Annotated in this window: 24 protein-coding genes; 10 read left to right on the top strand and 14 right to left on the bottom strand. The window is 67.5% G+C overall.

Going from position 1 to position 23,335, the window contains the following annotated elements:
• Positions 1 to 41: 41 nt before the first annotated feature.
• Complete coding sequence (locus FHT32_RS12725; protein WP_176665004.1) at positions 42 to 644, bottom strand: 2-hydroxychromene-2-carboxylate isomerase; 603 nt, start codon at positions 642 to 644, stop codon at positions 42 to 44.
• Positions 645 to 717: 73 nt separating this feature from the next.
• Here FHT32_RS12725 and FHT32_RS12730 point away from each other — a divergent pair, with 73 nt between their 5' ends.
• The gene (locus FHT32_RS12730) at positions 718 to 1,464 is read left to right on the top strand and encodes an SDR family oxidoreductase (protein ID WP_176665005.1); all 747 of its coding nucleotides are present in this window, start codon (positions 718 to 720) and stop codon (positions 1,462 to 1,464) included.
• A gap of 2 nt (positions 1,465 to 1,466) precedes the next feature.
• Positions 1,467 to 2,120: a MarC family protein gene (locus FHT32_RS12735; protein WP_019657800.1), complete on the top strand. Its 654-nt coding sequence runs from the start codon at positions 1,467 to 1,469 to the stop codon at positions 2,118 to 2,120.
• A 22-nt stretch (positions 2,121 to 2,142) separates the two neighbouring features.
• Here the strand turns inward: FHT32_RS12735 and FHT32_RS12740 are convergent, their stop codons facing one another.
• From FHT32_RS12740 to purT, 10 genes are all read right to left on the bottom strand, one after another.
• Entirely contained in the window at positions 2,143 to 2,604 is a 462-nt protein-coding gene (locus tag FHT32_RS12740; RefSeq protein ID WP_176665006.1) for an EVE domain-containing protein, read from the bottom strand.
• Positions 2,605 to 2,771: 167 nt separating this feature from the next.
• The gene (locus tag FHT32_RS12745; RefSeq protein WP_176665007.1) at positions 2,772 to 3,935 is read right to left on the bottom strand and encodes an ABC transporter substrate-binding protein; all 1,164 of its coding nucleotides are present in this window, start codon (positions 3,933 to 3,935) and stop codon (positions 2,772 to 2,774) included.
• A gap of 34 nt (positions 3,936 to 3,969) precedes the next feature.
• A complete protein-coding gene (locus FHT32_RS12750) occupies positions 3,970 to 5,829 on the bottom strand; it encodes a long-chain fatty acid--CoA ligase (RefSeq protein WP_176665008.1) in 1,860 nt (619 codons plus the stop codon).
• A gap of 5 nt (positions 5,830 to 5,834) precedes the next feature.
• Positions 5,835 to 6,608 (bottom strand): ABC transporter ATP-binding protein, encoded by a 774-nt coding sequence (locus FHT32_RS12755; RefSeq protein ID WP_176665009.1) that lies wholly within the window; start codon positions 6,606 to 6,608, stop codon positions 5,835 to 5,837.
• Between the two features lie 238 nt (positions 6,609 to 6,846).
• On the bottom strand, positions 6,847 to 7,668 hold the full coding sequence (locus tag FHT32_RS12760) for an ABC transporter ATP-binding protein (RefSeq protein WP_176665011.1): 822 nt from the start codon (positions 7,666 to 7,668) through the stop codon (positions 6,847 to 6,849).
• Positions 7,665 to 8,741 (bottom strand): branched-chain amino acid ABC transporter permease, encoded by a 1,077-nt coding sequence (locus tag FHT32_RS12765; RefSeq protein ID WP_176665012.1) that lies wholly within the window; start codon positions 8,739 to 8,741, stop codon positions 7,665 to 7,667. The genes FHT32_RS12760 and FHT32_RS12765 overlap by 4 nt, the downstream gene beginning before the upstream one ends.
• Before the next feature lie 7 nt (positions 8,742 to 8,748).
• Positions 8,749 to 9,624, bottom strand: coding sequence for a branched-chain amino acid ABC transporter permease (locus FHT32_RS12770; protein WP_176665013.1), 876 nt, complete (start codon positions 9,622 to 9,624; stop codon positions 8,749 to 8,751).
• Positions 9,625 to 9,642: 18 nt separating this feature from the next.
• Positions 9,643 to 10,476 (bottom strand): AraC family transcriptional regulator, encoded by an 834-nt coding sequence (locus tag FHT32_RS12775; RefSeq protein WP_176665014.1) that lies wholly within the window; start codon positions 10,474 to 10,476, stop codon positions 9,643 to 9,645.
• 121 nt (positions 10,477 to 10,597) lie between these two features.
• Positions 10,598 to 11,539: an alpha/beta hydrolase gene (locus tag FHT32_RS12780; protein WP_176665015.1), complete on the bottom strand. Its 942-nt coding sequence runs from the start codon at positions 11,537 to 11,539 to the stop codon at positions 10,598 to 10,600.
• Between the two features lie 141 nt (positions 11,540 to 11,680).
• Positions 11,681 to 12,883: a formate-dependent phosphoribosylglycinamide formyltransferase gene (purT, locus tag FHT32_RS12785; RefSeq protein WP_176665016.1), complete on the bottom strand. Its 1,203-nt coding sequence runs from the start codon at positions 12,881 to 12,883 to the stop codon at positions 11,681 to 11,683.
• Between the two features lie 183 nt (positions 12,884 to 13,066).
• On the opposite strand from purT, the gene FHT32_RS12790 reads away from it, so the two are divergent.
• The 3 genes from FHT32_RS12790 to FHT32_RS12800 are packed head-to-tail and all read left to right on the top strand — an operon-like array spanning position 13,067 to position 16,126.
• Positions 13,067 to 13,915 carry a 3-hydroxybutyryl-CoA dehydrogenase gene (locus tag FHT32_RS12790; RefSeq protein WP_019657789.1) on the top strand — a complete coding sequence of 283 codons (849 nt, stop codon included), beginning with the start codon at positions 13,067 to 13,069 and terminating at the stop codon, positions 13,913 to 13,915.
• 37 nt (positions 13,916 to 13,952) lie between these two features.
• Positions 13,953 to 14,768 carry a crotonase/enoyl-CoA hydratase family protein gene (locus tag FHT32_RS12795; protein ID WP_176665017.1) on the top strand — a complete coding sequence of 272 codons (816 nt, stop codon included), beginning with the start codon at positions 13,953 to 13,955 and terminating at the stop codon, positions 14,766 to 14,768.
• A gap of 29 nt (positions 14,769 to 14,797) precedes the next feature.
• Positions 14,798 to 16,126 (top strand): serine hydrolase, encoded by a 1,329-nt coding sequence (locus FHT32_RS12800; protein WP_176665019.1) that lies wholly within the window; start codon positions 14,798 to 14,800, stop codon positions 16,124 to 16,126.
• Positions 16,127 to 16,136: 10 nt separating this feature from the next.
• Here the strand turns inward: FHT32_RS12800 and FHT32_RS12805 are convergent, their stop codons facing one another.
• Positions 16,137 to 16,925, bottom strand: coding sequence for a type III pantothenate kinase (locus FHT32_RS12805; protein WP_176665020.1), 789 nt, complete (start codon positions 16,923 to 16,925; stop codon positions 16,137 to 16,139).
• A gap of 134 nt (positions 16,926 to 17,059) precedes the next feature.
• Between FHT32_RS12805 and lysM the strand changes: the two genes are divergently transcribed.
• Positions 17,060 to 17,521 carry a peptidoglycan-binding protein LysM gene (lysM, locus tag FHT32_RS12810; protein WP_176665021.1) on the top strand — a complete coding sequence of 154 codons (462 nt, stop codon included), beginning with the start codon at positions 17,060 to 17,062 and terminating at the stop codon, positions 17,519 to 17,521.
• Positions 17,522 to 17,535: 14 nt separating this feature from the next.
• Here the strand turns inward: lysM and FHT32_RS12815 are convergent, their stop codons facing one another.
• Positions 17,536 to 18,489 carry an AraC family transcriptional regulator gene (locus tag FHT32_RS12815; protein WP_176665022.1) on the bottom strand — a complete coding sequence of 318 codons (954 nt, stop codon included), beginning with the start codon at positions 18,487 to 18,489 and terminating at the stop codon, positions 17,536 to 17,538.
• A gap of 138 nt (positions 18,490 to 18,627) precedes the next feature.
• Here FHT32_RS12815 and FHT32_RS12820 point away from each other — a divergent pair, with 138 nt between their 5' ends.
• The gene (locus tag FHT32_RS12820; protein WP_176665023.1) at positions 18,628 to 18,900 is read left to right on the top strand and encodes a DUF4242 domain-containing protein; all 273 of its coding nucleotides are present in this window, start codon (positions 18,628 to 18,630) and stop codon (positions 18,898 to 18,900) included.
• A 19-nt stretch (positions 18,901 to 18,919) separates the two neighbouring features.
• Here FHT32_RS12820 and FHT32_RS12825 read toward each other — a convergent pair whose 3' ends face one another.
• A complete protein-coding gene (locus tag FHT32_RS12825; RefSeq protein ID WP_176665024.1) occupies positions 18,920 to 19,330 on the bottom strand; it encodes a rhodanese-like domain-containing protein in 411 nt (136 codons plus the stop codon).
• A 177-nt stretch (positions 19,331 to 19,507) separates the two neighbouring features.
• Between FHT32_RS12825 and FHT32_RS12830 the strand changes: the two genes are divergently transcribed.
• From FHT32_RS12830 to FHT32_RS12840, 3 genes are all read left to right on the top strand, one after another.
• Entirely contained in the window at positions 19,508 to 20,623 is a 1,116-nt protein-coding gene (locus FHT32_RS12830) for a TRAP transporter substrate-binding protein (protein WP_176665025.1), read from the top strand.
• A gap of 107 nt (positions 20,624 to 20,730) precedes the next feature.
• Complete coding sequence (locus tag FHT32_RS12835) at positions 20,731 to 21,351, top strand: TRAP transporter small permease subunit (protein WP_176665026.1); 621 nt, start codon at positions 20,731 to 20,733, stop codon at positions 21,349 to 21,351.
• On the top strand, positions 21,348 to 23,312 hold the full coding sequence (locus tag FHT32_RS12840) for a TRAP transporter large permease subunit (RefSeq protein WP_176665027.1): 1,965 nt from the start codon (positions 21,348 to 21,350) through the stop codon (positions 23,310 to 23,312). The genes FHT32_RS12835 and FHT32_RS12840 overlap by 4 nt, the downstream gene beginning before the upstream one ends.
• Positions 23,313 to 23,335 lie beyond the last annotated feature (23 nt).

Genomic DNA, 23,335 nt, shown 5'->3' on the forward strand with positions numbered 1-23,335 from the left:
GTCTTGCTCCTGGATGGCAGATAGATGAATAAATGCCGGGTTTACGGGCGCAGCGCCCGCTCGACGAAGTCGAGGCGGTCCTGCCCCCAGAAAATTTCGCCGTCGATGACATAGCTCGGCGCGCCGAACACCTGGATGTCGATGGCCTCCTGCGTGTAGGCCTCGTAGCGCTCCTGCACCGCCTGGCTTTGCGACTGCTCGCCGCGCTTGGGCGACAGCCCGCATTCGACGACCAGCGAGTCGAGCACCTTCGGATCGCCGATGTTGCGCTCCTGCACCCACACGGCCTGGAACACCGCGGCGCACATGCGCATCGCGGCCTCGGTGCCGTCGTGCATGTCGACCGCGATGATGACGCGCGCCGCGTCGTCGCTGGCCACCGGGAAGAACTTCGGCTTGACGTTCAGCGGCAGCCCCAGGTGTTTCGAGAAGCGCGCCAGGTCGACCAGCCGGTAGGCCTGGCGCTGCGGCGCGCGCTTGCCCAGCGGGAGCCCGCCCGACACCGGGAAGACGCTGCCCATGTCGATGGGCCGCACCCGCACCGTGGCGCCTGCGGCCGCGGCAATCGCCTCGAAGCGGGAATGCCCCAGATAGGTCCACGGGCTCTGTGGCGCAAAGTAATAGTCGATCGTCTTGGTGCTCATGCGCATGCCCCCGGTGATGTAATCCAAGCCGGCCGTTTTAACTGACACGCAGTTTCTCTGCAGGAGGTAGGTTTTGGACCAGGTGCTATTGATCACGGGCGGCGGCCGCGGCATCGGCGCCGCCACCGCCCTGCTCGCGGCCAGCCGCGGCTACGCGGTGGCCGTCAACTACGCCACCAACTCGCTGGCCGCCGACGAAGTGGTGCGCACCATTCGCGACGGCGGCGGCAACGCCATGGCCGTGCAGGCCGATGTAGGCGACGAGGCGCAGGTCATTGCCATGTTCCAGAAGGTCGACGCCAGGTTCGGCCGCCTCACCGCACTGGTCAACAACGCCGGCGTGGTCGACGTCACGGCGCGCGTCGACGAGATGAGCTTCGCGCGGCTGGAGCGCATGTTCCGCATCAACGTGATCGGCAGCTTCATCTGCGCGCGCGAGGCGGTGCGGCGCATGAGCACGCGCTACGGCGGCTCGGGCGGCGCCATCGTCAACATCTCCAGCGGCGCCGCACGGCTGGGCTCGCCGGGCCAGTACGTGGACTACGCGGCCAGCAAGGGCGCCATCGACACTTTCACCATCGGCCTGGCCAAGGAAGTGGCCGAGGAAGGCATCCGCGTGAACGCGGTACGCCCCGGGCTGATCGACACCGAGATCCACGCCTCCGGCGGCCTGCCCGACCGCGCCTTCGAGCTCGCGCCCACCGTGCCCATGAAGCGCACCGGCACCGCCGAGGAAATCGCCGGCGCCATCCTGTGGCTGCTGTCGCCCGAGGCGAGCTACACCACCACGGCATTGCTCGACGTCACCGGAGGCCGCTGAGCATGAGCACCTCCATGGACCTGATCAAGCCGCTGGTCACGCTGGTGGCCATCGTCAATCCGCTGGCCATCGTGCCCTTCTTCATCCACTACACGCAGGGCTACAGCGACGCGCAGCGCCGCCACACGGTGCGCATGTCGGCCTTCAGCGCCTTCGTCGTCATCGCCGTGAGCGCGCTGCTGGGGCTGCAGCTGCTGTCCTTCTTCGGCATTTCCATCGCGAGCTTCCAGGTCGGTGGCGGGCTGCTGCTGCTCATGAGTTCGCTGTCGATGCTCAACGCCAAGCCGGCCGAGAGCAAGACCAACGTGGAGGAACTGCGCGCCACCGAGGTGAAGGCGTCGATGGGCGCGTCGATCGCGGTGGTGCCGCTCACCATTCCGCTGCTCACCGGGCCGGCCACCATCTCCACCGTGGTGATCTACGCCGACAAGGCGCAGCACCTATGGGAACTGGCGATCCTGGTCGGCTACGGCGTGGTGGTGGCGCTGGCCACAGCCCTGGCCTTCTCGCTCGCGCAGCCTATCGCGCGCGTGCTGGGCAAGACCGGCATCAACATCATGACGCGGCTGATGGGCCTGATCCTCGCCGCGCTCGCTGTCGAGGTGATGGCCGATGGGCTCGGCAAGCTGTTCCCCATCCTGAACAAGCTCGGCTGAGAGGCCTGCACGACCCTGGCTGTCAGGCCAGCATCTTCTCGATGATCTTCCAGTGCGCGGGCTCCACCGGCGTGATCGACAGCCGGTTGCCCTTGCGCAGCACGACCAGGTCGGCCAGCTCGGGTTTCGCGCGCAGCTCAGGCAGCGCCAGCAGGCGCGTCTTGCGCAGCGCCTGCACGTCGACCAGCAGCCAGCGCGGATCGTCCTTCTTCGACGCCGCGTCGTAGTAGGGCGACTTCGCGTCGAACTGCGTGGGATCGGGCTTAATGGCAGAGGCCACCCGCGCGATGCCGGCGATGCCCGGCTCCGGGCAACTCGAGTGATAGAACAGCACGCCGTCGCCGACCTTCATGCCGTCGCGCATGAAGTTGCGTGCCTGATAGTTGCGCACGCCGGTCCACGGCACGGTGGCATCGGGCGCGGCGAGCGCATCGTCGATCGAGACCTCGTCGGGCTCGGATTTCATCAGCCAATACTGGGGCATTGCGGGCTCTTCAGCGTAGAAGTTCGCCGCAAATATAAACCTCGGCCGACCTGCGCGCCTTCATCGCGGAACACCGCGGAACCGGCTTTGCCGGGCCGCAGGTGTTGCCCCCGGCGAGGGGGTGTGCGCAGCGACACGAAGTGCGCGAAGCATTGGGGAGTGCCGGATTACGGTGTCACATAGTCCGACACGACCACCCATTTCCCGTCTTTGATCTGCGACAGGCGCGACTGGTCATTGCCCAAGCGCTTGGTGGCCGTGTAGCTGCTCTTCGGGCTGCCGAACATGTCGGGCTCGAAGGTCATGCTGTCCATGGCCTTGATGAAGCTGTCGGTCGTGAGGTTCGGGCCGGCCTTGGTGGCGGCCTTGATGAACGAGTCGATGATCACGTAGCCGTACACCGAGAACACGGTCGGGTCCTCGTTGAACTTGGTCTTGTACTTGTTGGCCCAGAAACGCAGCGGCTGCGACTGCTCGTCGGTGTAGGGGTTCTGCACCGTCATGGTGGCGTAGACGCCGTCCATCGCCTTGCCGCCGAGCTTGTGGATCAGGTCGGTGTAGGCCGCGCTGGAGCCCAGGAAGGTCGGGTTGAAGCCGGTCTTGCGCGCCTCGCCCACGGTGCCGATGGTCTCGCGGATGATGGTGCCGAGCACCACGAGGTCGCAGTTGGCGGCCTTCATCTTCGCGACCTGCGAGCTGAAGTCGGTGGCGCCGCGCTTGAACGAGGTCTTCTCGGCCAGCTCCATGCCCGCGGCCTTCAGGCCCGCCTCGGCGCCGCGCTGCACCTCCAGGCCGAACTCGTCGTCCTGGTAGATGGTGCAGACCTTCTTGGCGCCCTTGTCCTTGATCATCTTCGGCAGCGCCAGCCGGATCTGGTCGTAGTAGGTGGCCGCGAACGAATACTTCAGGCGGTTGAGCGGCTCGTACATCTCGCGCGCCGCGGTGATGGGCATGTAGTTGATGACGTTCTTGTCGAACTGCACCGGCATCGCCGCCATGTTCTGCGCCGTGCCGATGTGGCCGGCCATGATGAAGATCTTCTCCTGGTTCACCAGCTTCTGCGCCGCCAGCACCGCCTTCTTCGGGTCGTAGCCCGAGTCCTCCACGAAGAGCTTGAGCTTGCGGCCGTTGACGTTGCCCTGCTCGTTGAGCTCGTCCACGCGCAACTGCATGCCGTTGCGCGCCTGCTTGCCGAAGCCCGCGAGCGGACCCGACAAATCCTGGATGGTGCCGATGCGGATCTCGTCCTTGCTCACGCCCTGCTGCTGCGCGGACGCGAGCGTCGCGGTCAGTCCCAGCACGGCCAGCGTCGTCAGTGTCTTGAGCTTCATGCGGTTGTCTCCTCGGGTTGACGAAAAAAACGAATCACCGGTACATGGCTTCTATGCGCTCGGCGTACTTGGTCTGAACCAGCTTGCGCTTGAGCTTCATCGTCGGCGTGAGCTCCTCGTCCTCGGCGCTGAGCTGCGTCTCCAGCAGGAAGAACTTCTTGATCTGCTCAACGCGGGCGAACTTGGCGTTGACGCGATCGATCTCGCCCTGGATCAGCTCCTGCACTTCCCTGGCGCGCGTCAGGCTCTCGTAGTTGCTGAACGGCACGTCGTTGTCCTGCGCGAATTTCTCGACGTTCTCCTGGTCGATCATGACGATCACCGTGAGGTAGGGCCTCCTGTCGCCGATGACCACCGCATCGGTGATGTAGAGGCTGAACTTGAGCTCGTTCTCCAGCTCGCTGGGCGTCACGTTCTTCCCGCCCGCCGTGATGATGATGTCTTTCATGCGGTCGGTGATGCGGAAATACCCGTCCTCGTCCATCACGCCCACGTCGCCGGTGTGCAGCCAGCCATCGGCGTCGATGGTCTCGGCCGTCTTCTCCGGCAGGTTGAGGTAACCCATGAAGACGTTGGGGCCGCGCACCAGGATCTCGCCGGTGGCGGCATCCACGCGCACCTCGTTGTAACTGGTGGCCGGCCCGATCGAGCCCGGCTTGATCCGCGCGGCTGGCACCGCGGTGGAGGCGCCGCACGACTCCGTCATGCCCCACACCTCCAGCATCGGCACGCCCAGCGCCAGGTACCACTTCACCAGCTCCGGCGAGATGGGCGCCGCGCCCGTCACCAGGAAGCGCGAGCGGTGGATGCCGATGAGCTTGCGCGCGTTGTCCAGCGCGAGCGCGCGCGCCAGCCTGAACTTGAGCTTCAGCCCGGTGCCCACCGGCTGGCCCGCCAGCACGCGCTCGGCGATCCGTTCGCCCACGCCGATGCTCCACCTGTAGGCCGCCTGCTGCAGCGGACTCGCTTCCTTCAGCGCGATCATCACGCCCGAATAGAACTTCTCCCACACGCGCGGCACCGCAGTGAACACGGTGGGCGCGATCTCGCGCACGTTCTCGGGCACCGTCTCCGGGTTCTCGACGAAGTTCAGGATCGAGCCGGTGTACATCGCGAAATACTCGCCGCCCATTCGCTCGGCGATGTGGCACAGCGGCAGGAAGCACATGCGCTCGTCCTTGTCGTCCTGCGCCACCAGCGTGTTGTAGCCGCGCGCGGTGTACACGAGCCCCGCGTGGCTGTGCATCGCGCCCTTGGGCTTGCCGGTGGTGCCCGAGGTGTAGACGAGGATGGCCAGGTCTTCCGGGCGGCATGCCGCGACCGTGCGCTCCACCGCCTGCGGGTCGGCGGCAAGGCGCTCGCGGCCGAGGGCGCGCAGCGCGTCGAGGCTCATCACGCCGGCGTCGTCGAGCTCGCGCAGCCCCTCCATGTCGAACACGATCACGCGGCGCAGCCCCGGCAGCCCGCCGCGTACTTCGAGCGCCTTGTCGAGCTGCTCGTCGTCTTCCACGAAGAGCACGGTGGTGCGCGAGTCCTCGCAGAGGTAGTGCACCTGCGAGGCCGCATCGGTCGGATAGATGCCGTTGGACACGCCGCCGCAGCTGAGCACCGCCAGGTCGGCCAGCACCCATTCGATGACGGTGTTCGACAGGATCGACGCGCACTCTCCCGGCGCGAAGCCGATGGCCTGCAGCCCCGCCGCGATCTCGCGCACCGCGTCGGCGGTCTGGTGCCAGCTCCAGCTGCGCCAGATGCCCAGCTTCTTCTGCCGCATCCAGATGTTGTCGCCGCGCTGCTTCACCGCGTTCCAGAACATCGCGGGAATGGTGTCGCCGGGCACGACCACGTCGAGCTTGGGCGCGAAGGTGTTCAGGTCCCAGAGTCCTTGCTGCATGGCCGCTATCTCCAGGTCTTCTTCTTTTTCCAGCGCCGCTCGCCGCGCACGCCGTCGTCCTTCATGCCGAGATAGAACTCCTTGATGTCCTCCTTCTCCCTCAAGCGGTCGCAGGAGTCTTCCATCACGATGCGGCCGTTCTCCAGCACGTAGCCGTGGTCGGCCGCGTTGAGCGCCATGTTGGCGTTCTGCTCCACCAGCAAAATCGTGGTGCCGCGCTCGCGGTTGATGCGCACCACGATCTCGAAGATCTCCTTCGTCAGCTTCGGGCTCAGGCCGAGGCTGGGCTCGTCCAGAAGAATCAGATGCGGCGCCGCCATGATCGCGCGCGAGATCGCCAGCATCTGCTGCTGCCCGCCCGACAGCAGGCCCGCGTCCTGCGCCGCGCGCTCGCGCAGGATCGGGAAGTAGCCGAAGACCGTCTCGATGTCGCGCGCCACGCCGTCGCGGTCCTTGCGGGTGTAGGCGCCCATCAGGAGGTTGTCCTTCACCGACAGCAGCGGGAACACCTCGCGCCCCTCGGGCACGTGGCTCAGCCCCTGCTGGACGATGTAGGCCGGGTCCTTGGCGGTGATGTCCGCACCCTGGAACTCGATGCTGCCCTTGCGCGGATCGATGATCCCGGAGATGGTCTTGAGGATCGTCGTCTTGCCCGCGCCATTCGAGCCGAGCACCGTCACGATCTCGCCCTTGCGAACCCTGAGGCTCACGCCCCTGATGGCCTTGATCGGGCCGTAGGCGCTTTCGACGTTCATGAGCTGGAGAACGATGTCGCTCATATCCGCCCTCCACCACTCAGCCAAGCCCGGCGTGCGGCGCGGCGCGGCCGCCCCCTCTGTGCCGCCGAGGAGCGCAGCGTTTCGCGGACAAGGGCTCGCAGCTGTTTGAGCGAAGCGAGTTCTGCGAGACCCCGCGAAACGCGAGCACCGCAGGGGAGCCGCGAAGCGGCCGGCATAGTGGGGGTGGCCGCGCCGTGCCGCATGCCGGGCGCTCCCAAAGAGGCAGCGAACGAAGCATTCACGCCGCCACCCTCCTCAAGCTGCTTACGTCGTCCACAGTCCCAAGGTAGGCCTCGACAACACGAGGATCAGCCTGCACTTCGCCGGGAGAGCCGGTAGCCAGCACCTCGCCCTGGTTCATAGCCAGCACCCGGTCCGACACTTTCGAAACGAGCGACATGTCGTGCTCGACCATCAGCACCGACACGCCCAGCTCATGCTGGATGTCCTGGATCCAGAACGCCATGTCCGCCGTCTCCTCCACGTTGAGGCCGGAAGAAGGCTCGTCGAGCAGCAGCAGCTTCGGCTCCGTGCACAAGGCACGCGCCAGTTCCACCACCTTGCGAACGCCATAGGGCAGCCCCGCCACCATCGAGTCGCGATGGTGCTGCAGGTCCAGCAGGTCGATCACCTGCTCCGCCTTCTCGCGCGCCGCGATCTCCGCGCGCCGTGTGGCCGGCGTGAAGAACACCTCGCTCCAGAAACCCGTCTGCCGGTGCGTATGGCGGCCGATCAGCAGGTTGTGCAGCACCGTCGCGTGCTCGAACAACTCGATGTTCTGGAAGGTGCGTGCAATGCCCAGCGCTGCGATGGCATGCGGCGCCTGCTGCGTCAGCGCCAGCGGGCCGCCGGCCTCGCCATGCCACGTGATGTCGCCCGTGGTCGGCGTGTAGATGCGGCTGATCAGGTTGAACACCGTCGTCTTGCCCGCACCGTTCGGCCCGATCAGCGTGAACACCTCGCCGCGCCGCACGTCGAAGCTCACCTTGTTGACCGCGAGCACGCCGCCGAAGCGAACGCTCAACTCCTTCGCGGACAGAAGAACGTCGCCGCTGCTCATCTCAACCGGTCCGACTTGGTGAAGGACTTCTGCCGCTTGAACAGGCCCTTGCGGTAGAACGGAAAGAGCTGCAGCCAGGTGCGGATCTTCAGCCAGCGGCCGTACAGGCCCAGCGGTTCGAACAGCACGAACGCGATCAGCACGAGGCCGTACACAAGCCCCTGCAGCCCCGGCGCCTGCCCGATGGCCGCCGGCAGCCAGTCCTTGCCGATGGAGATCAGCTGCGGCATCGCGATCAGGAAGATCGCGCCCAGGAACGCGCCGTGTACCGAGCCCAGCCCACCGATCACCACCATCAGCAGCAGGTCGATCGACTGCAGGATGCTGAACTGGTCCGGCGAGATGAAGCTCAGCTTGTGCGCATACAGCGCGCCACCCAGCCCCGCCAGCGCTGCCGATATCGCAAACGACATCGTCTTGTAGCGCGCCAGGTGGATGCCCATGCTCTGCGCCGAGATCTCCGAATCACGGATCGCGACGAAGGCCCGCCCCGTCGGCGAGCGCAGCAGGTTCAGGATGCCCAGTGTCGCCAGCACCGCCACCACCAGGCAGAGGAAGTAGAAGCCCTCGCCCGAACCCAGCGACCAGCCGAAGAGCTGCGGCGACTTCACGTGCAGCCCCGCGTTGCCGCCCGTCATGCTCTCCCAGCGCGCGAACACCTCCTCGACGATGAAGCCGAAGGACAGCGTCGCGATGCCGAGGTAGATGCCCTTCACCCGCAGCGCCGGCAAGGCCACCACCACGCCCACCGCCGCCGACAGCGCAGCGGCTGCGACCAGCGCCAGCGGAAACGGCACGCCGATGTTCGTCAGCACGCCCTGCGTGTACGCCCCCGCGCCGAGGAACGCCGCGTGCCCGATGGAGAACTGCCCCGTGAAACCCGCCAGCAGCATCAGCCCCAGGCCGACGATGCCGTAGATCAGCACGAAGGTCAGCTGAGCGAGCCAGTACTCGTCGATGATCCACGGCGCCGCGAGCAGAAAGGCCACCAGCAGGCCGTACCAGAACACATGCCCACCGTGCTTGGCGAGGCGGATGTCCTGGTCGTAGCTTGTCTTGAAGATGAAGCGCATCTGAGATTTACACCTTCTTGCGCAGCTTCTCGCCGAACAGGCCGTTCGGCTTGATCATCAACATCAGCAGCACCACGATGTACGGCGCCGTGTCCTTGAACCCGTCCGGCAGGTAGAAGCCCGCGAACGATTCGACGATGCCGATCACCAGCCCGCCGACGATCGCACCCGGCAGGCTGCCGAAGCCGCCCACCACCGCCGCCGGAAAGGCCTTGAGCCCGATGAAGCCCATGTTCGCGTGCACGAAGGTGATGGGCGCCAGCAGCATGCCCGCGATGGCCGCCACAGCCGCCGCCAGGCCCCACACCAGCCCATTGAGCCGCTTCACCGGAATGCCCATGTAGTAGGCCGCGAGCTGGTTCTGCGACGAGGCCTGCATCGCGATGCCCAGCTTGCTGTAGCGGAACATCGCGAACAGCAGGCCGCACAGGATGGCGGTGGCCACGATGATCACGAACTGCTCCAGGTTCACCACCAGCTCGCCCAGCTTCCAGATCTGGTCCTTGTAGGGCACGGCGAGCGTATGCGTGTCGGTGCCGATGCCCGGCACCATGGTGATGAGCCCGCGCGCCACGTAGGCGATGCCGATGGTCAGCATCACGATCGAGAACTGCGGCTGCCCGAGGATGGGCCGGATCACCACCAGCTCCAGCAGCACGCCGAAGGCCGCCATCGCCACCACCGCGAGGATCGCCGCGAGCCAGAAGGGCATGCCGAAGAGCGACATGCCCGCGAACGCCCCGAAGGCGCCGAGCATCATCAGGTCGCCCTGCGCGAAGCTCACCGTTTCGGTGGCCTTGTAGATGAGCACGAAGCCCAGCGCGATCAGGCCGTAGATGCAGCCTTGCGCGATGCCCGACAACAGCAGTTGGAGGATCTGCATCGGCGCCCTCTGCCGCGCCTACTGCCGGAAGCCGCCGGCCGCGTCGTGCAGCACGAGGCGGCGCGAGCCGGCCACGATGTCGCTGGGCTTGAGGCCGTAGACCTGGCGGATCGAATGGCTGAAGTGCGTCGAGTCGGGGTAGCCGGTGTCGAGCGCGATGTCGGTCAGCGTGCTGCTCTGGCGCACGTAGCGCAGCAGGCTGCGCGCGCGCTTCCAGGCCCTGAATGCGCGGAAGGCCATGCCGGTCTCCTGCTTGAACAGGTGCAGGAAGCGCGAGAAGGACAGGTGCACCGAAGCCGCCCATTCCTCCGCCGAGGCCGGTGCGGCCGGATCGGCGTTGATGGCGTCGGCCACCTTGCGGATGCGCGCGTCGAGCGCGCGCGGCGCGAGCGGCTCGCCGAAGAACATGGTGTCGAAGTCGAAGCCCTCGAAGTTCATGCCACGCGCAGAAGCGGCGAGCAAATTCGCATGAGCTTCGCGCACGCGCTGCACGAAGGCCGGCGCCTCCACCGGGCCGCAGTGCTGAAGAAAGGCCGGCATGCGCGCGGGGTCCACCGACTCCGACTCGATCAGCAAATTGAAGATCAGCGGATGCGCGGTCTCCACCTCGTGCGGTACGTGAGGCGGCACCACGATGAACTCGCCGCTCACCCAGGCTCCGCCGCCGATGCGGATGCGCGTGGGCGGCGCTCCGGCGGGCGACACGTACACGCCGTGCCCGCCCATCGTGCGCTCGGCAGCGGCACCGAGCAGGCCAGCGTAGAACACGCGATGCGGCGTGAGCCACATCAGGCGTTCGCCTTGCCTCTGGGCACCGCGCGCGGGCGGCGTCGTCGTCCTCGTTCGCTGCATGGTGCTTGTCTCCTGCATCGGTGGATTGCCGCTTAGTGGCGGCGTCCTTTGTTGGCTGGATCGTAGCGGCGCGGGCCGCCAGCGCGATATGGGTTTGCGCCGATTTGCGCGAGGACTTTCCCTATGCCGCCGCGAACGCGCGGCGCAGTTCGGCGGCGCACAGCGCGACCGCCGCATTGGCCTCGTCGAGCACCTTGCCCATCGGCACGAAGCCGTGGATCTGGCGCTCGAAGCACACGTAGACCGCGCTGTTGCCCGCGGCCGTGAGCGCCTCGGCGTACGCGGCGCCTTCGTCGCGCAGCGGGTCGTAGCCGGCGGTGAGCACCAATGCCGGAGGCAGCCTCGAAAGATCGGGATGCAGCAGCGGCGAGGCGCGCCAGTCGAGGTCGTGCTTCGGGTCGGTGATGTAGTGGTCGTGGAAGTAGCGGATGGTGTCCGCCGTGAGCAGGTAGCCCTGCCCGTTGCTCTGGTGCGATGCGTGGCCGCGCCGCATGTCGGTGGCCGGGTAGATCAGCAGCTGGTAGGCGATGGGCAGGTCGCCCGCGTCGCGCGCGGCGATCGACACCACCGCCGCGAGGTTGCCGCCCGCGCTGTCGCCGCCCACGGCCAGCCTGTTCGCGTCGAGCCCCAGCGCGGCGGCCTCGCGGCGCACCCAGCGGGTGGCGGCCAGCACGTCGTCGACTGCGGCGGGAAAGCGGTGCTCGGGGCCCATGCGGTAGTCGACCGCGACCACCGCGCAGCCCGCGCCGTTGGCCAGCTGGCGGCACAGCACGTCGTGCGTGTCGAGGTCGCCGATGACCCAGCCGCCGCCGTGGTAGTACACCAGCACCGGCAGCGGGCCAACGCCGGAGCCCATCGGACGGTACAGGCGCACCGGGATGGTGCCGTGCGGCCCGTCGGCGGCGAGGTCGCGCACCTCGGCCACTTCAGGTGGCAGCGGCTGCGTGGCGGTGCGGCGCTCACGATAGAAGGCCCGCGCGTCGGCGGGCGACAGGGTGTGCGTCGGCGGAATGCCGCGCGCCTCGATGAAGTCCAGCAGGGCGCGCGCCTGGGGATGCAGCATGGTGTCTCCGGTGGATCGTTGCGAGCATCCAGTGTGGGAGGCATCGGGCGCTCGCGGTATCCGCACGCACCCGCACCCGACGGGGCGCGGCAAGCCCCCGCACCATGCCCGCGCCCTTGCGGCGCGGCTTGCGGAAACTGGCTACGCCTTGCGCGGCTTGACCAGGGAGGCCGCTTCCTTGGCGAGCTTGCGGGCGGTGTCGGTGTCGGCCGCGTGCACCAGCGCCACGCCCATGCGGCGCTTGGTGAAGCTTTCCGGCTTGCCGAACAGGCGGATGTCGCTGCCGGGCACCTGCAGCGCCTCGGCCACGCCGTCGAAGGCGATGCCGGCGGCGTCCACGCCGCCGTAGATCACCGCGCTGGCGCCCGGGCTCTTGAGCGAGGTGTCCACCGGCAGGCCGAGGATGGCGCGCGCGTGCAGCTCGAACTCGTTCTGCCACTGGGTGGCCATGGTGACCATGCCGGTGTCGTGGGGGCGCGGGCTGACTTCGCTGAACCAGACCTCGTCGCCCTTCACGAAGAGCTCCACGCCGAAGAGGCCCTGGCCGCCCAAGTCGGCCGTGACGGCCTGCGCGATCTGCTGCGCCTTCTGCAGCGCGGCGGGCGCCATGGGGTGCGGCTGCCAGCTTTCCACGTAGTCGCCGCTCACCTGCACGTGGCCGATGGGGTCGCAGAACTGCGTCTGCACGCTGCCGGCGGCGTCTTTCGCGCGCACGGTGAGCAGGGTGATCTCGTAGTCGAAGTCGATGAAGCCCTCGACGATCACGCGGCCATGACTGACCCGCCCTCCGGCCATGGCGTAGTCCCAGGCCTTCTGCACGTCGGCGGGGCCGTCGATCTTGCTCTGGCCCTTGCCGGAGCTGCTCATCACCGGCTTGACGATGCAGGGGTAGCCGATGCCTGCGTCGATGGCGGCCTGCAGCTCGGCCAGCGAGTCGCAGAACTTGTAGGGGCTGGTGGGCACGCCCAGCGTCTCGGCGGCCAGGCGGCGGATGCCCTCGCGGTCCATGGTCAGGCGGGCGGCACGGGCGGTGGGGATCACGCGCACGGTGCCGGCTTCTTCCAGCTCCTGGAGCATGGGCGTGGCGATGGCCTCGATCTCGGGCACCACCAGCGCGGGCTTCTCGGCCTCGATCAGCGCCTTCAGCTGCGCCGGATCGCTCATCGTGATGGTGCGCGCATGGTGCGCCACCTGCTGGCCGGGGGCGTTCTCGTAGCGGTCGACGGCGATGGTCTCGACGCCGAGGCGCTGCAGGGCGATCAGCACCTCCTTGCCGAGTTCGCCGGAGCCCAGGAGCATCACGCGGGTTGCGGAGGGGGAAAGGGGGGTGCCGAGGGTGGTCATGGTCGGAAGTCGGGAATTCGAAAGGGGGCGGAAAAAAGCAACCGCAGGACTGTAAGCCACCTGCAGCCGCCGGTGTCGCACGCGGGAACGGCGCGGGCGCGGGGCTGCTTCACAATCGATGTTTCCGCCGCGGCGCCGGCCGCGCGCTCCCCTTTCTTTTTGCTTTCTCCAAGGAGTTCTCTCATGGCTATCCAGACTGTAGGCATCATCGGCGCCGGAACGATGGGCAACGGCATCGCGCAGGCCTGCGCGGTGGCCGGCGTGAAGGTGGTGATGGTCGACATCGCCCAGGCGGCGGTCGACAAGGGCCTGGCCACCGTGTCGGGCAGCCTCGACCGCCTGATCAAGAAGGAAAAGCTCACCGCCGAGCAGAAGACCGCCGCGCTGGCGCTCATCCAGGGCTCGACCAACTACGAAGACCTGAAGGGCGCCCAGCTGGTCATCGAGGCCGCCACCGAGAACCACGCGCTCAAGCTCAAGATCCTCAAGCAGGTCGACGAGATGCTGGCGCCCGAGGTGATCATCGCCTCCAACACTTCCTCGATCTCGATCACGCAGCTGGCAGCCGCCACCTCGCGCGCCGACCGCTTCATCGGCATGCACTTCTTCAACCCGGTGCCGATGATGGCGCTGGTGGAGCTCATTCGCGGCTATCTCACGAGCGACGCCACGCACGACACGGTGAAGGAACTGGCCGAGCGCCTGGGCAAGTCGCCGATCACGGTGAAGAACGCCCCGGGCTTCGTGGTCAACCGCATCCTGGTGCCGATGATCAACGAGGCCTTCTTCGTGCTGTCCGAGGGCATCGCCACGGCGGAAGACATCGATGCCGGCATGAAGCTGGGCTGCAACCAGCCCATCGGCCCGCTGGCGCTGGCCGACATGATCGGCCTGGACGTGTGCCTGGCGGTGATGGAGGTGTACCTCGAACAGTTCGGCGATTCCAAATACCGCCCCTGCCCGCTGCTGAAAGAAATGGTCGCGGCCGGCCAACTGGGCCGCAAGACCGGCCGCGGCGTGTACACGTACTGATCCGCAGGTCCATAACAACAACACGGAGACAAGACCGATGACTGCGATCCCCACCACCCCACCGGCAGAAGGCTGCATCGACACCCAGGTGCTCGGCCACGTGCTGCTGATCGGCATCAACCGTCCCGCCAAGCGCAACGGCTGGACGCCGCCGATGTTCAGGCAGCTGGCCGAGGCCTACACCCGGCTCGACGACGACCCGGAGCTGCGCGTGGGCGTGCTGCATGCCTTCGGCGACCACTTCACGGCGGGCCTGGACCTGCCGGCGGTCGCCGAATACATGAAGCGCGGCGAGAAGGCGATTCCCGCAGGGCTGGTGGAGCCGCACGACTTCGGCCTGCCCGACTACCGCCGCCGCACCAAGCCGATGGTGGTGGCGGTCAAGGGCATCTGCTTCACGGTGGGCATCGAGCTGATGCTGGGCGCCGACATCGTGGTGGCGGCCGACAACTGCCGCTTCTCGCAGATGGAAGTGCAGCGCGGCATCATGGCCACGGGCGGCGCCACGCTGCGCATGGCCGAGCGCGCGGGCGTGGGCAACGCGATGCTGCACCTGCTCACGGCCGACGAGTTCGACAGCGCCGAGGCCTACCGCCTCAACTTCGTGCAGAAGGTGGTGCCGGCCGGCCAGGAGCTCGACGCGGCGCTGGCCATCGCGCAGCGCATCGCGGCGCAGGCGCCGCTGGCGGTGGTGGCCACGCGGCTGAACGTGATCAAGGCCGTGGAGCAGGGGCCGCTGGCGGCGGTGTCGGAATTCATCGAGACGCAGAAACGCCTGTCGAACAGCGAGGACGCCGCCGAGGGCGTGCGCTCCTTCATCGAGCGCCGGCCGGCGCGCTTCAGCGGCCGCTGACCCCTTCCTCATCCAGAACAACGAACAACATGTCCCTCTTCATTCGCACGGCGCTCGCCGCCGCATTCACCCTGCTCGCCGTGAACACCACCTCCGCACAGACGCCCACGCCTCCCGCGCTGCCCGACCCTGCCGCCACCTCGGTCGACGCCATGGGCTGGATGAAGGGCTTCCCGCCCCCGCCCGACAAGCTCATCACCTTCGACAACCCGGCCGGCGGCGTCTTTCCGCGCACGCGCTGGAGCTTCTCGCACGTGCGCGAGACCGTGCCCACGGCCAACGTATGGCGCGGTCCCGGTGCGGCCAGCCCGCTGCCTTCGGCGCCAGCGCCCTTCGACATCGAGGCCGTCAAGTTCAAGCCCCTGGGCAGCGAGCAGACGCTGAACTTCGCCCAGATGATCTCCGGCACCTACACCGACGGCATCCTCGTGATGCATCGCGGCAAGGTGGTCTACGAGAAGTACTTCGGCGCGCTCACGCCCGAGCGCCCGCACATCGCGATGTCGGTCACCAAGTCCTTCGTGGGCACGCTGGCGGCCATCCTTGCGGACGAGGGCAAGCTCGACCCGGCCGCGCCCGTCACCAAATACATCCCCGAACTCAAGGACACGGCCTACGGCGACGCCACCGTGCGCCAGGTGATGGACATGACCGTGGGCGTGCACTACTCCGAGAACTACGCTGACCCCAAGGCCGAGATCTGGGACTACGCGCGTGCCGGCGGCATGCTCACCCAGGGCGCGAACTACACCGGCCCCAAGTCGTTCTACGAATTCCTCGTCACCCTGAAGAAGGAAGGCGAGCACGGCGAAGGCTTTGCCTACAAGACGGTCAACGCCGAGGTGCTGGCGTGGATCGTTCGCCGCGCCAGCAACCAGTCGCTGGCCGACCTGCTGAGCGAGAAGATCTGGCGCCGCATCGGCGCCGAGCAGGATGCGTATTTCATGGTCGACCGCATCGGCACCGAATCGGGCGGCGGCGGCCTCAACACCGTGCTGCGCGACCTGGCCCGCTTCGGCGAGACCATGCGCAACGGCGGGCGTGCCTCCAACGGGCAGCAGGCGATTCCGAAGGCGGTGGTGGAAGACATCCAGCGCGGCGGCGATCCGGCCAAGTTCGTGAAGGCGGGCTACCCGCTGCTCAAGGGCTGGTCGTACCGCGACATGTGGTGGGTGTCGCACAACCCGCACGGCGCCTACATGGCGCGTGGCATCCACGGCCAGAGCATCTATGTGGACCCGAAGGCCGAGATGGTGATCGTGCGCTACGCGGCGCATCCGGTGGCGGCCAACGGCGCGAACGATCCGCTGACGCTGCCGGCCTTCCAGGCGATGGCCGAGGCGCTGATGCGCCCCTGACCGAACCTTCTCAGTTCGAAGCCCGCTCGCGGGCGATCACCAGAAGGCCGTCCATGATGAGGCTCTCGACCAGCTCGAAGTGCCCGTTCATCACGGGCGCCATCTTCCAGCCCGCGCCGCCGGTCATGTAGCAGGCCGGCTCGGCGCCGCAGTGCGAGCGCACGTGCTGCACCATGCGCTCCACCGCGCCGGCGATGGCGTAGGTGCCGCCGCTGGTCAGCGCGTCGCTGGTGTTGGTGGGGAACTCGCGCACCTCGCCGGTGGGCACGTGCAAGCCCGCCGTGCCCGATTCGAGCGCGCGCAGCATGATGCCGTGGCCCGGCAGGATCAGGCCGCCGAGGAACTTGCCGTCGGCGTCGATGGCCTCGACCGTCACGGCCGTGCCGATCAGCACCACCACCATCGGCCGCGGCGCCTGCCCCGGCCTGGCGGCGGCCAGCATGCGGTGGCGCGCGCCGATCATCGCCACGAAGCGGTCGGCGCCCAGGCGCGTGGGGTGGTCGTAGCCGTTGACGATGCCGGCCTCGCCCGCGCTCGACATCACCCAGCGCGGCGTGCAGTCGAAGTGCTCGACGATCTGCTCCTCGGCGCGGCGGCGCACCGCGTCGCCGGCCACCACGCAGCCCAGCATGGAGCCGGGCGAGGGCAGCTCGGCCCACGGGCCGTCGGCCAGCCGTTCGATGTGGTCGAGGAATTCGGCGCCCTGCGCCTGCAACGCGGCGCCGGGGCGGGCCGAGTCGTAGAGCGCCCACTTGAGGCGGGTGTTGCCGATGTCGATGGCGAGGAAGGGGGATGACATGCGCGGGATTATTGCGACTTTGTTGTTATTCCGGCTGGCACGTCGTTGACACACGCGGCATGGGCCTACGCCGGCGCGCCGGGTTCCGCCTCTACATTGGCCGGTTCCACCCACCACCGCACAAGGAGAGAACCATGGGATTGCTCAGTTTCATCAAGGAGGCTGGTGAGAAGCTGTTCGGCGGCTCGTCGGCCCATGCCGCCACGCCCGACGCCAACCAGGCCGCTGCCGCCGCCATCAAGACCTACATCGAGACGCAGAACCTCGGCCTCACGGGACTGGAAGTGACCTACACCGCGAGCACCGGCGTGGTCACCCTCGCGGGCCAGGCGCCATCGCAGGAAGCCAGCGAGAAGGCGTCGCTGGCCGCGGGCAACGTGGCGAACGTGACCAGCGTGGAGAACAACCTCGTCGCGCCTGCCGCGCCGCCCGCCCAGTACCACGACGTGGTGCGCGGCGACACGCTCTCGGCCATCTCGAAGAAGTACTACGGCGACGCCAACAAGTACAACGTGATCTTCGAGGCCAACAAGCCGATGCTGACGCATCCGGACAAGATCTATCCGGGGCAGAAGCTGCGCATCCCGGCGCTCTGAGCAAGACACGGGGGTCAGGCCCCGTTGTGCCTCCATGCCCCTGGCGACACGCCGTACTCGCGCTTGAACGCGCGGTTGAAGGCGGCCTCCGACTCGTAGCCCACGCCCTCGGCGATGCGCGCCAGGTTGCACTGGTCCCTGCGCAGCATGCCTGCGGCCAGGATCATTCGCCAGCGGGCCAGGTAGTGCATGGGCGGCACGCCCACGAGTTCGGCGAAGCGGTCGGCCAGCACGCTGCGCGAGGTGTGCGTCTCGTGCGCCAGCGCGTCGACCGTCCAGTTGCGCGCGGGCTCGGCATGCATGAGCGCCAGGCAGCGGCTCACGTGGGGGTCTCGCAGGCCCGCCAGCCAGCCGGGGTTGTTGGCGGGCATGGATTCGATGTAGCCGCGCAGCACTTCGGCGAACAGCACCTCCGCCACCTTGGCGGCGACCATCTCCGATCCCGGCGAGCGTGAAGCCGCATCGCCCAGCACGAAGTTGACGGACTGCTCGATCCACGGGCCCGCCGGCCTGCTTCGCAGCTGCGTGGTGAACAGGCGCGGAATGTTCGCCATGACGGGATTGGGCGCGTCGCCCTCGTACGCGAACCAGCTGCACACCAGCAAGGTGCGATCGCCCTCGCCGCCATAGCGCACGCGCTCCAGCTCGGGTGCCCGAGGGCTCACCACATGCGACATGTCTACCGCCGCATGGTGCAGGCCGCTGCCCAGCACGTGGGAGTCGCCGTGCAGCGCGGCGATCACTTCGCCCGCATGCGCGCGGATCGGCTCGCCGCCATCGACCTGGGCCCAGCATTCGCCCTGCAGCACCAGGTGACAGATGGCAAGCCGCTGCGCACCGGGCCTGAGCAGCTGCGCGATGTCCGTACCCTTGGGTACCTTGAAACACCAGGGTGCATGCATGTCCCCATTGAGGAACAGCGCGCCCTCCAGGCGGATGGTCCGCAGCACGTCCGACAAGACATCCATGGTCACCTCCCGGGGCAAGCGAGGGCGGGGTTTCGGTCAATAAGTCAGGCGAGGCGGGCAAGACGCGGCGGCTTCGCCTCGGCACCATAGGTCCTGGTCGCCTTCGACCGATTCTGACAGCCAGACAGGAGTACCACCATGCCCAAATTCGTCATCGAGCGAGACATCCCCGGCGCCGGCAAGCTCACCCCGTCGGACCTGAAGGCCATCTCGCAGAAGTCCTGCGGCGTGCTCAGTAGCATGGGCACGGACATCCAGTGGATCCACAGCTACGTGACGGACGACCGCGTCTACTGCGTCTACCAGGCCACCGACGCCGAACTGGTGCGCCGGCACGCGGAGCTCGGCGGCTTCCCGGCCAATCGCGTGGACCGGGTCTACAGCGTGATCGACCCGGCCACGGCCGAGTGAGGCGATAGGCTCGTTCCGGTCAGTTCTGCCGCCAGGGCAGCCCGCGCTTGCGCCAGCCGCCGATCAGCCCGCGGTGGCCGTTCTCGTCCGGGTTGCCCTCGAAGCCTTCGAGGATGTTGTAGGCCTCCACGCCCAGCTCTGTCGCGCGCTTGGCCGCTGCGATGGAGCGCACGCCGCTGCGGCACAGCAGCACCACCTTCCTGCCGCCTTCGGCCGCGGCACGGATGCCTTCGTCGAAGGCCGGGTTCATCGCCATGCCGGGCCATTGCTTCCATGCCAGCGGCACGGCGCCGGGCACGTAGCCGACCCATTCGCGCTCGGCGTCGGTGCGCACGTCGACCAGCACGGCGTCGCCGCTGGCGGTCCATTGGGCGGCCTGATCGGGCGTCACGTCGCCGGCGTAGCCCTTGTTCTCTACGGGTTCGGTCATTTCTCTCGTGTCCTTGGGATGCGGGTTTTCATGGCCCGGAATTTTTCACCGGTTCGTGAAAACCCTGTTTGTTGAGTGCTCCCGCGCACCAAAGATGGCGCCTTGGGCCTGTCGAACCATAACTCCAAGACGGACAGCCTGGGTTTTCCCAACTCAGAACCGTTTGGAGAGAGACAAATGACAGACAGCAAGATGCCCCGCCGCCGCGGGCTGCTCAAGGGCGCGGCCGTGGCCGCCGGCGCCATGTCCGTGCCGATGGTCAGCATGGCCCAGACCACCACCCTGCGCTTCCAGAGCACCTGGCCCGCGAAGGACATCTTCCACGAGTACGCGCAGGACTACGCGAAGAAGGTCAACGACATGGCGGGCAGCCGCCTGAAGATCGAGGTGCTGCCCGCCGGCTCGGTGGTGCCCGCCTTCCAGCTGCTCGACGCGGTGGCCAAGGGCACGCTCGACGGCGGCCACGGCGTGGTCGCGTACTGGTACGGCAAGAACTCGGCGCTCGCGCTGTGGGGCTCCGGCCCGGGCTACGGCATGGACGCCAACATGGTGCTGGCCTGGCACACCTACGGCGGCGGCAAGGCGCTGATGGAGGAGATCTACAAGGGCCTGAACCTCGACGTGGTCTCGTACCTCTACGGCCCCATGCCCACGCAGCCGCTGGGCTGGTTCAAGAAGCCGGTGGCCAAGGCCGAGGACATGAAGGGCCTGAAGTTCCGCACCGTGGGCCTGGCAGTAGACGTGTTCACCGACATGGGCGCGGCCGTGAACCCGCTGCCCGGCGGCGAGATCGTGCCCGCGCTGGACCGCGGCCTGATCGACGCGGCCGAGTTCAACAACGCCTCCAGCGACCGCGTGCTGGGCTTTCCCGACGTGGCCAAGAACTGCATGCTCCAGAGCTTCCACCAGAGCGGCGAGCAGTTCGAGGTGCTCTTCAACGGCTCCAAGCTCAAGGCGCTGCCGGCCGAACTGAAGTCGATCATCGAATACGCCACGCAGGCCGCGAGCGCCGAGATGAGCTGGAAGGCCATCGACCGCAACTCGAAGGACTACGAGGAGCTGAAGAAGGCCGGCATCAAGTTCTACAAGACGCCCGACGCGGTGCTGCGCGCGCAGCTCGCATCGTGGGACAAGACCATCGCGAAGAAGTCGGCGGAGAACGCGATGTTCAAGAAGGTACTCGACTCGCAGCGCGCCTTCGCCGAGCGCGCGGGCCAGTGGCAGAACGACTACGCCGTCGATTTCAAGATGGCCTACAACCACTACTTCGGACGGCAGGCGAAGAAGACCTGAGCCAAGGGATCGATGCGACGCGAGGGCACCCGGGCGGTGCCCTCTTTTCATGCCTGCGCCCAAGCTGCCGCGCAAGACACGGATGACGCGGCGAGGAGTTCGTTCCGATGCAATCTTTCCTGCTGGCGGTCGACCGGTTCTCCACATGGATCGGCAAGACCTTCGCCTGGTGCGCCCTGCTGCTCACGCTGCTGATCAGCTGGGAGGTGTTCTCGCGCTATGCCCTCAACAAGCCCCACGCCTGGGTGCTGGACGCGCAGATCATGCTGTACGGCACCATGTTCATGACCGCGGGCGCCTACACGCTCTCGAAGAACGGCCACGTGCGCGGCGACGTGCTCTATGGCTTCTTCCGCCCGCGCACGCAGGCGCTGGTGGACCTGGTGCTCTACATCGTCTTCTTCCTGCCCGGCATCGTGGCGCTGACCTGGGCCGGATGGGTCTACGCGGGCGAGTCGCTCGCCATCCGCGAGCAGACATTCTCGGCCGAGCCGCTGCCGCTGTACCCGTTCAAGTTCGTGATTCCGCTGGCGGGCTTCACGCTGCTGCTGCAGGGGCTGGTGGAGATCATCCGCTGCGTGCGCTGCATCCGTGACGGTGCCTGGCCCTCGCGCGAGCAGGACGTGGAGGAAGTCGACGTCGAGAAGCTCAAGGAGATGGTGCACGTGAAGGACGAGGACATCGCCGCGCTCGACCGCGTCGTGGTCTCGAAGGAGGCCGCGCGATGATCCGCCGCGAACTCTGGTTCGGCCTCTCGTTCATGGCACTGATCGTGATCGGCGCGGTGGCGGTGCTGGCCAACGCGCCCACCATCACCAACGGCCACCTCGGCCTGCTGATGCTTTCGCTGGTGGTCGTGGCCATCATGCTGGGCTTTCCGACCGCGTTCACGCTGTTGGGCATGGGCATGCTCTTCACTTGGCTGGCCTACGACCGCGATTGGCACCGCACGCTCGACCTGATGGTGCAGTCGGCCTTCAAGACCATGGCCAACGACGTGCTCATCGCAGTGCCGCTGTTCGTGTTCATGGGCTACCTGGTGGAGCGCGCGAACCTCATCGAGTCGCTCTTCAGGAGCCTGCACCTCGCGCTCGCGCGGCTGCCCGGCGCGCTGGCGGTGGCGACGCTGGTCACCTGCACCATCTTCGCGACGGCCACCGGCATCGTGGGCGCGGTGGTCACGCTGATGGGCCTGCTTGCGTTGCCGGCCATGCTGCGCGCGGGCTACAGCGTGCCGCTGGCGGCCGGCGCGATCACCGCAGGCGGCTGCCTGGGCATCCTGATTCCGCCTTCGGTGCTGCTGATCGTGTACGGCGCGACGGCGGGCGTGTCGGTGGTGCAGCTGTACGCGGGCGCGTTCTTTCCGGGGCTGATGCTGGCCTCGCTCTACGTGCTGTACGTGATCATCGTCGCGTGGCTCAAGCCGCAATGGGCCCCGCCGCTGCCGCACGCCGAGCGCGTCGTGCCGCTGCCGCCGCTGTCGCAGCGCCTGGCTGAGAGTCCCGCCGCGCATGCGCTGGTCGGCCTGCTGAAAGGCCGCCGCAACGCCGGCGTGCCCTTCTCGCATGTGCTGAAACAGCTCGGCATCGTCGCGCTGCCGGGCGTGATCTTCCTGCTGCTGGTCGCCTTCAGCTACAAGGCCGTGACCACGGTCGAAGCGCAGGCGCGCTACGAGATCGAGGAGATCGGCTCGGTGCGCAGCAGCGCGCCGGAGTCCGGCGGCCTGCAGGAGCCTCCGGTCGAAGGCGGGTTGCAGGAGCCGCCGCAGGAAGGCGGCCTCCAGGAACCTCCCAGCGAAGATGCGCAGCCGGCGGCACCGGCCGGCGCGTCGGCCCAGGGCTCGCTGGCGGAACCGCCGGGCGCATCGGCGGCACCCGCTGCAACAGCAGGCGCAGAACCCACCGCCCCCGCCGCCGCCGAAGCCGCCACGCAGCGGCCCGCGCCGACCTGGTGGTGGGTCACCTTCGCCGTCTTCGGCGCCATCGTCACGCTGTTCTATCTGTTCCTGAGCTTCGCGCGGCTCGAGATCTTCAAGATGCTGCTGGCATCGTTCTTCCCGCTGGTGCTGCTGATCCTCGCGGTGCTGGGCTCGATCGTGCTGGGCCTGGCCACACCCACCGAAGCGGCCGCCATGGGCGCTCTGGGCGGCATGCTGCTGGCCGCGGCCTACCGGCGGCTCAACCTCGCGGTGCTGAAGGAATCGGTGTTCCTCACGGCCAAGACATCGGCCATGGTGTGCTGGCTCTTCGTCGGCTCGGCCATCTTCTCGGCCGCGTTCGCGCTGCTGGGCGGACAGGCGCTGGTGGAGGAATGGGTGCTCGGCATGAACCTCACCAAGGTGGAGTTCCTGATCCTGAGCCAGGTCATCATCTTCCTGCTGGGCTGGCCGCTGGAGTGGACCGAGATCATCGTGATCTTCATGCCCATCTTCATCCCGCTGCTCGACAACTTCGGCGTCGACCCGCTGTTCTTCGGGCTGCTGGTGGCGCTGAACCTGCAGACCGCCTTCCTCTCGCCGCCGGTCGCGATGGCCGCCTTCTACCTCAAGGGCGTGAGCCCGCCGCACGTGACGCTGAACCAGATCTTCCTGGGCATGCTGCCCTTCATGGGCATCCAGGTGCTGGCGATCGTGCTGCTGTACATGTGGCCGCAGATTGGGCTGTGGTTGCCGCAGCTGCTGTACAAGTAGCCACGGCAGGCCCGGCCGGGAGA

This window comes from Variovorax sp. SG517, from assembly GCF_013376045.1.
GTDB lineage: Bacteria > Pseudomonadota > Gammaproteobacteria > Burkholderiales > Burkholderiaceae_C > Variovorax.